This window comes from Blastococcus sp. CT_GayMR20 (assembly GCF_004570345.1).
This window is the reverse complement of sequence record NZ_SPQM01000181.1, coordinates 1-7,906: the sequence shown is the minus strand read 5'-3', so window position 1 is coordinate 7,906 and position 7,906 is coordinate 1. Positions and strand designations below refer to the sequence as shown.

At 75.3% G+C, this 7,906-nt stretch carries 6 protein-coding genes; all 6 read left to right on the top strand.

From position 1 onward, the window contains the following. Positions 1-551, top strand: a 551-nt coding sequence (locus E4P40_RS24550) for a hypothetical protein (RefSeq protein WP_135160976.1), incomplete at its 5' end; no start/stop codon positions are given. Then, a complete protein-coding gene (locus tag E4P40_RS24545) occupies positions 548-2,170 on the top strand; it encodes a lipid II flippase MurJ (RefSeq protein ID WP_135160975.1) in 1,623 nt (540 codons plus the stop codon). The genes E4P40_RS24550 and E4P40_RS24545, both read left to right, overlap by 4 nt. Beyond that, on the top strand, positions 2,163-3,314 hold the full coding sequence (locus E4P40_RS24540) for a glycosyltransferase family 4 protein (RefSeq protein WP_135160974.1): 1,152 nt from the start codon (positions 2,163-2,165) through the stop codon (positions 3,312-3,314). The genes E4P40_RS24545 and E4P40_RS24540 overlap by 8 nt, the downstream gene beginning before the upstream one ends. Continuing rightward, entirely contained in the window at positions 3,311-5,677 is a 2,367-nt protein-coding gene (locus tag E4P40_RS24535; RefSeq protein WP_135160973.1) for a hypothetical protein, read from the top strand. Before E4P40_RS24540 ends, E4P40_RS24535 begins: the two co-directional genes overlap by 4 nt. A gap of 22 nt (positions 5,678-5,699) precedes the next feature. Beyond that, positions 5,700-7,397: a CTP synthase gene (locus E4P40_RS24530; RefSeq protein WP_135160977.1), complete on the top strand. Its 1,698-nt coding sequence runs from the start codon at positions 5,700-5,702 to the stop codon at positions 7,395-7,397. After that, positions 7,397-7,906, top strand: a 510-nt coding sequence (locus E4P40_RS24525; RefSeq protein WP_135160972.1) for an NUDIX hydrolase, incomplete at its 3' end; no start/stop codon positions are given. The genes E4P40_RS24530 and E4P40_RS24525, both read left to right, overlap by 1 nt.

Sequence of the window (7,906 nt, the reverse complement as noted above, 5' to 3'; positions counted from 1 at the left end):
AGCAGGCCCGCGACAAGGGCCTCGCCGGACACCTCGCCGCGTTGCGCGCCGGTCGCGTGTCGGCCGGTGCGGTGAAGGTGGCCGGGATCGGCGCGGCCGCCGCGGTCTCCGCCGTCCTCACCCGGTCGGGGCGCGGACCCTCCGCCCTGGTCGACGGGGTACTCACCACCGGCCTGGTGGCCGGCACCGCGAACCTGGTCAACCTGCTCGACCTCCGGCCGGGTCGCGCCGGCAAGGTGGCGTCGCTGGCCGCCGCGGCGAGCGTCGGCGGTCCGGCCGGTGGGCTGGTCGCCGGCCCCCTCGGCGCCACGCTCGCCGTGCTGCCCGACGACCTGGGCGAGCGGGTGATGCTCGGCGACGCGGGCGCGAACGCCGTGGGTGCGCTGCTCGGGCTCCGGCTGGCGTCCATCCCCGGACGGGGCCCCCGCGCGGCCCTGCTCGCCGTCGTCGTGGCGCTCACCCTCGCCAGCGAGAGGGTGAGCTTCACGACGGTCATCGAGGCGACGCCCGGCTTGCGCGAACTGGACCGGCTCGGCCGCCTGCCCTCGTGACTGCGCGGAAGGTCGCCCAGGGGGTCGCCGGCGCGGCGGCCCTGATCGCCGTCCTCACCCTGCTCGCCCGGCTGGCCGGGTTCGGCCGCACGCTGGTCTTCACCAACACCGTCGGCGCCGACAGCACGGGGGACACCTACCTCGCGGCCAACAACGTCCCGAACATCGTGTTCGAGGTGGTCGCGGGCGGGGCGCTGGCAGCTCTCGTCGTCCCGATGCTCGCCGGCGGCGTCGCCACCGGCGACCGCGAGCAGGTGCGGCGCACGGCCTCGGCCCTGCTGGGCTGGAGCCTGCTGATCCTGACGCCGCTGGCGGTCCTCGTCGCGGTCTTCGCCGAGCCCATCGCCCGGCTGCTGCTGGGCAACGGGGACGACGCGCAGATCGAGCTCGCCGCCCGTTTCCTGCTCGTCTTCGCCCCGCAGGTGGTCCTCTACGGCATCGGCATCGTGCTCACCGGAGTCCTGCAGGCCCACCGGCGGTTCGCCGGGCCGGCGCTGGCGCCGCTGCTGTCCAGCCTCCTCGTCGCGGGCGCCTACCTGCTGTTCGCGTGGCTCGACGGGAGCCCGGAGGTCGACGACCTGTCGCGGGACGCAGAGCTCGTGCTCGGGGTCGGGACCACCCTGGGCGTGGTGGCGCTCAGCCTGTGCCTGCTCGTGCCGCTGCGGAGGCTGCACCTCGGCCTGCGCCCGTCCCTGCGGTTCCCGGTCGGCGCCGCGCCCCGCGTCCGGCGGCTCGCCCTCGCCGGGGTGCTCACCCTCGCCGGGCAGCAGCTGCTCGCCGCGGTGGCCATCCGGCTGGCCAACGACGGCCCCGACGGCACGCAGGTGGTCTACGCCGCCGGCCTCACCCTCTTCCTCGTGCCGTGGGCCGCGCTGGCGGTGCCGCTGGCCACCTCGGCCTACCCGGGCCTGGCGGAGCGGGCCGACCTCGGCGACGACCCCGGCTACCGCCGCGCGCTGGCACCCGTGACCGTGCTCGTCGTCGCCACGGCCGCCGTGGCCGCCGGGGTGCTGGTCGCAGTGTCCGGCCCGATGGCCCGGGTGTTCCTGGCCGGCGCCCCGTCCTCAGTGGTCGCTGCACTGCGGGACACGATCATCGCCTTCGCGTCGGGGCTCGTGGGCTACGCCCTGGTCGCCGTCCTCACCCGGGCGCTGTACGCGCGGGGTCTCTGGAAGGCGCCCACCGTGTGCGTCGTCGGCGGCTGGCTGCTGGCCGTCGTCGCCGACGTCGTCCTCAGCCAGGTCCTGCCGGCCGACGACCGGGGGCTGGCCCTCGGCGCCGGGCACAGCATCGGCGTCACGGTCGCCGGGCTGTCGCTGCTCGCGGTCGTCGCGCGCACGGCCGGCCCCGGAGCGCTGACCGGTGTCGCCCGGAGCGGCACGGCCGCGCTGGCCGGTGCGGCTCTCGGTGCCGCCGCCGGGCTGCTCACGGCCCGCGCCCTGGACGCCGATCCGGTACCGGACTCGGGCGTACCGGCCGCCGTGGGCGTCGGCGTCCTGGTGAGCGGGATCGCGCTCGTGATGGCACTGACCGTCATGATGGGGACGGCGCGCGGCCCCCTGACCGCCGCTCTCCAGGCGTTGCGCGCGCCCGAACGGCAGGAGGTGCACGGTGGCTGAGCGGTCGCCCCTGCACGGCCGCTCAGTCGTCGAGGTGCTGGCCACGAGCGCGGGCGGGGTCGGCACCCACGTCCGCTCGCTGGTGCCCGCCGTCCGTGCCGCCGGCGCCACCGTGCGCGTCTGCGGTGCCCCCGCCACGGAGGAGCTCTTCGGGTTCCGTGCGGCCGGCGCCGACTTCGTCCCCGTCGGCATCTCCACCGGGCTCGCCCCGCTCGCCGACAGCCGCGCCGTCCTCCAGCTCCGCCGGGCGCTCGCCGGGGCCGATCTCGTCCACGCCCACGGGCTCCGTGCCGGGCTCGTCGCCGCGACCGCGCGCCGGCTGTCGGGGGAGCGGTCCCGCCCGCTCGTCCTCACCCTGCACAACGCGATCCTCGAGGACGCCGGACCGCTGCAGCGCGTGCTGCGGGCAGCCGAGCGGACGACGATCCGCGCCGCCGACATGGTCCTGGCGGTCTCCAGCGACCTGGCCGCCAACGCCCGCAAGGCCGGTGCCCGTGACGTCCGCGTCGTCCCCGCCGTGGCGCCGCCGCGACCGCCGGCGACCCGCACCCGCGCCGAGGTGCGCGAGGAGCTGGGCCTCGACGAGGGGCGGCCGCTCGTCCTCGCCGTCGGGCGGCTGCACCCGCAGAAGGGCTACGACGTCCTCCTGGACGCCGTGGCGACGTGGGAGGCCGACGGCCGGCTGTCCCCCGCGCCCCTGGTCGCGATCGCCGGCGACGGGCCGCTCGAGGAGGAGCTCAGCGAGCGCATCCGTGCCGCCCGCCTCCCCGTCCTGCTGCTCGGCCGGCGGGAGGACGTCGCCGACCTGCTCGGTGCCGCGGACCTGTGCGTCCTGCCGTCGCGGTGGGAGGGCAGCCCGTTCACCGCCCAGGAGGCGCTGCGTGCCGGCACGCCGCTGGTGTCGACCCGCGCCGGGGGCCTGCCCGAACTGCTGGGGTCGGGCGCAGATCTGGTCCCGGTCGGGGACGCCTGGGCACTCGCCGACGCCGTCGTCCGGGTCCTCGCCGATCCCGCGCACGCCGCCGGGCTGGCCGAGGCCGGACGACGGCAGGCGGACAACTGGCCGGACGAGGAGGCCGCCGCGCGCCAGCTCGTCGCCGTCTACCGCGAACTGCTCGGCGCACCCCCAGCCGGTTCCCCATGAGCCGCGGCGTCGTCCTCCTGGTCGTGCTCCTGGGCGTGCTGCTCGGCCTGCCCGCGCAGGCGGGCGCGGCCGACGACGGCGCCGCTACGGCGGCCGACCGGGTGGTCGTGGTCGGCGTGCCCGGCCTGACCTGGACGGACGTCGACCCGCAGGGCACCCCCGAGCTCTGGGCGCTCGCGGGCGACTCCACGATCGGGGCGATGTCCGTGCGAGCCGCCCGCTCGACGACCTGCGTCCTGGACGGCTGGGCCACCCTGGGCGCCGGCAACCGCGCACGCGTCCCCGGGCCCGACGAGGGCCTGCCCCCGGTGCCGCTGCCCACCGTGCCGCTGCCTGAGGACCCGGCCGCGCCGACGATCCCGCCGCCCGCGGACGGCACCGTGCCCGAGCAGCAGGTGGACACCTCGCTGTCCTACTGCGGCCTGCAGGAACGGGCGGCCAAGCTCGCCCTCCAGGAGCCCGAGGCGACGGTGCAGAGGACGGCGGCCGACGAGGGCACCGCCCGGTTCGGCGCCGAGCCCGGCGCCCTGGGCGAGGCCGTCGGGTGCGCCACGGTGTCGGGGCGGGCGGCCACGCTCGCCGCCGCGGCGCCGGGCGTCGCGATCACCCGGGCCGACACCCTGCCCTCCGACCCTGCCCCGCTGGCCCAGGTCCTGTCGGGCTGCCCCCTGGCGCTGGTCACCCTGAACCAGCTCACCGACGCCGGGAGGCCGGGTGCGGAGAAGACCGACGACGGCACCGACCCCGAGCCGCGGGCCGCCGCGCTGCTGCGGATCGACCAGGTGGTCGGGCAGCTCCGCGCCGCCCTGGCCACGATGCCGGGGGAGACGCTGCTCCTCCTCGCCGGCATCTCCGAGGTCAACGACGGCCGACCGCAGCTGCACGTGGGGATGGCATCCGGTCCGGGCTTCACCGCGGACGCGTGGCTGACCTCCGCGAGCACCGGCCGGGCGCCCTTCGGTCAGCTCATCGACGTGGCGCCCACGGCCCTGCAGGCGCTGGGCCTGGAACAGCCGGCCTCGATGAACGGCCAGCCGCTGCACGCCACCGGGGAGCGCCCCGCGCTGGAGAGCGCCGTCACCGACCTCGAGGCCGTCAACACGGCGGCCACGATCCACCACCGCAACACCGGGTTCTTCTTCTGGACGCTCGTGATCGTCTCGGCGGTGGTGGTCAGCCTCGGGATGCTGCTGCTCGGCGGCGTGCCCCGCCTGCCGTCGCGCCCGTCGGCCCTGGGCCGGCGCGCGCTGCGGGTGCTCGCGATCGCCGCGGCAGGGCTTCCGGTCGCCACCTACCTCGCGGGGTTCGTCCCCTGGGAGCGCTCGGGCGTTCCGGCGCTGGCGCTCTCGGCCGCCGTACTGGGTGCCGACCTCGTCGTCCTCGCCGTCGCCCTCGGGGGGCCCTGGCGGCGGCACCGGCTGGGGCCGCCGCTCGCCGTCCTCGCGCTGACGTTCGGGACGCTGGTGGGAGACGTGCTCACCGGATCGCGGCTCGAGCTCAACGGTCTCCTGGGCTACGACGCGATCGTCGCCGGCCGCTTCACCGGCTACGGCAACCTGAGCTTCGGCCTGCTGTCGGTCAGCGCGCTCCTCGTCACCGCCGCGCTCGCCAGCGCCGTGGGCCGCCGGGTCGCGCCCGATCGGGCGCGGGTGGCGACCGGCGGGACGGTCCTGGCGATCGGGGTGGCGACGGTCCTGCTGATCGGGGCACCCGGGCTCGGCCGCGACTTCGGCGGGGTGCTGGCGGCGCTGCCGGGCTTCCTGCTGCTGGCGATGCTGCTGACCCACATCCGGGTGACCGTCGTCCGCCTCGTGGCGATCCTCGCGGCCGCCGTGGTGACGGTCGGCACGCTGGCGTACCTCGACTGGCTGCGGCCGGCCGCCGACCGCACCCACCTCGGCCGCTTCGTCGAGCAGGTGCTCACCGGCGAGGCGTGGACGGTGATCAGCCGCAAGGGCCAGGCCAACCTCGACATCCTGACGCGCAGCCCGCTGGCCTGGATGCTGCCGGTGGCGATCGTGGCGGCCGTCTGGCTGGTCCGCCCCGGCGGGCTCCTGCGAAGCCCGGCAGGCGGCGGCCCGGCGGGTCTGCACGGCGAGGACGTCGCCGTGCTGCGGTCGGGGCTGCTGGCCGGCCTGCTGAGCCTGGTGATCGGCGCGGCGGTGAACGACTCCGGCGTCGCGCTGCCCGCCGCCGCCGCCGCCCTGCTCGTCCCGCTGACCGTGTGGCTGGCCGCGGGCACCCCGAGCGGGGGAACCGGCAAGGGTGGTGTCGAGACGGGAGGAACTCCGCGCTCCGGTCCGGCCGAGGGAGCGGAACGTGTTACGGTCGTATCCCGTGGATCGACCGTCTGGAACACGTGATCACTCCCGGAACGCGGGCCTTCTGCACAACTCCCAGCCCACGAAGTTCGTCTTCGTCACCGGCGGCGTTGTGTCCTCTCTCGGCAAGGGACTGACAGCGAGTTCGCTCGGTGCCCTGCTGTCCAGCCGTGGCCTCCGGGTCACGATGCAGAAGCTCGACCCCTATCTCAACGTCGACCCCGGGACGATGAACCCGTTCCAGCACGGTGAGGTCTTCGTCACCGAGGACGGCGCCGAGACCGACCTCGACATCGGCCACTACGAGCGGTTCCTCGACACCGACCTGTCCGGCCGGGCCAACGTCACGACCGGCCAGGTCTACTCGAACGTGATCGCCAGGGAGCGGCGCGGGGAGTACCTCGGCGACACGGTGCAGGTCATCCCGCACATCACCAACGAGATCAAGTCGCGGATCATGGCCGGCGGCGAGGGGTCGGAGCCGGGGGGCCACGACCGGATAGATGTCGTCATCACCGAGATCGGCGGCACCGTGGGCGACATCGAGTCGCTGCCGTTCCTGGAGGCCGCCCGCCAGGTGCGGCACGAGATCGGCCGGGACAACTGCTTCTTCCTGCACATCTCGCTGGTGCCCTACATCGCGCCGTCCGGTGAGCTGAAGACCAAGCCGACCCAGCACTCCGTCGCCGCCCTGCGCAGCATCGGCATCCAGCCCGACGCGCTGGTCTGCCGCTCGGACCGCGAGATCGGCACCGCCCTCAAGCGCAAGATCAGCCTCATGTGCGACGTCGACGCCGAGGGCGTCATCTCCTGCGCCGACGCACCGTCGATCTACGACATCCCGAAGGTGCTGCACCGGGAGGGCCTGGACGCCTACGTCGTCCGCCGGCTCGGCCTGCCGTTCCGGGACGTCGACTGGACCGTGTGGGGCGACCTCCTCGACCGGGTGCACGCGCCCAAGGAGACGGTGACGATCGCGCTGGTCGGCAAGTACATCGACCTGCCCGACGCCTACCTGTCGGTCACCGAGGCCCTGCGCGCCGGCGGATTCGCCCACCGCAGCCGGGTACAGATCCGCTGGGTGCCGTCGGACGACTGCTCCACCCCGGAGGGTGCGGCGCACGCGCTCGCCGGTGTCGACGGCGTCTGCGTGCCGGGCGGGTTCGGCGTCCGCGGCATCGAGGGCAAGCTCGGGGCGCTGAAGTACACGCGCACCAACGGCATCCCGACGCTGGGCCTGTGCCTGGGGCTGCAGTGCATGGTCATCGAGTACGCCCGCAACGTCGCCGGCCTGGAGAAGGCCAACTCGGCGGAGTTCGACCCCGAGACGCCGGACGCCGTCATCGCGACCATGGCCAGCCAGGTCGACGTCGTCGCCGGTGAGCGCGACCTCGGCGGGACGATGCGGCTGGGCAGCTACCCGGCCAGCCTGCAGAAGGGGTCGGTGGCCGAGGCCGCCTACGGCTCGACCGAGGTCACCGAGCGGCACCGTCACCGCTACGAGGTCGCCAACGCCTACCGGGACCAGCTGAGCGAGGCCGGCCTGGTCTTCTCCGGCACGTCGCCGGACGGGCTGCTGGTCGAGTTCGCCGAGCTGCCCGGTGACCGCCACCCGTTCTACGTGGGCACCCAGGCGCATCCCGAGCTGAAGAGCCGCCCGACGCGCCCCCACCCGCTGTTCGCGGCGTTCGTGCAGGCGGCCATCGACTACCAGGAGTCGGCGCGGCTGCCGTTGGACGAGGGCGAGAAGGTCGGCATCTGATGGCCGACGCGTCGGCACCGCACGAGTACGGCGTGCTCGGCAGCGAGACGGTGTACGACGGGCGGGTCATCTCCCTGCGCCGGGACACCGTCGCGATGCCTGGCGGCGGCGACAGCGTCCGGGAGGTCGTCACGCACCGCGGCGCGGTCGCGATCGTGGCCCTGGACGACGAGGACCGGGTGCTCCTGCTCCGGCAGTACCGCCACCCGTTCGGCCGGCACCTCTGGGAGCTGCCGGCCGGGTTGCGGGACGCCGACGGCGAGCCGCCGCTGGAGACGGCGAAGCGCGAGCTGGCCGAGGAGGCGCTCCTCGCGGCGGACCGCTGGTCGCTGCTGGCGACGATCTACAGCTCGCCCGGCTTCAGCGACGAGGAGGTGTCGATCTACCTGGCCGAGGGCCTCGGCGCCGCCGACCGGCCCGAGGGCTTCACGGTCGAGCACGAGGAGGCGGACATGACGCTGGACCGGGTGCCGCTCGCCGCCGCCGTCCAGCGGGTGTTCGACGGCGAC

Excerpts from the sequence above, each read along its gene's own strand:
- E4P40_RS24535 (WP_135160973.1), top strand. The coding sequence starts at position 3,311 with ATGAGCCGCGGCGTCGTCCTCCTGGTCGTGCTCCTGGGCGTGCTGCTC.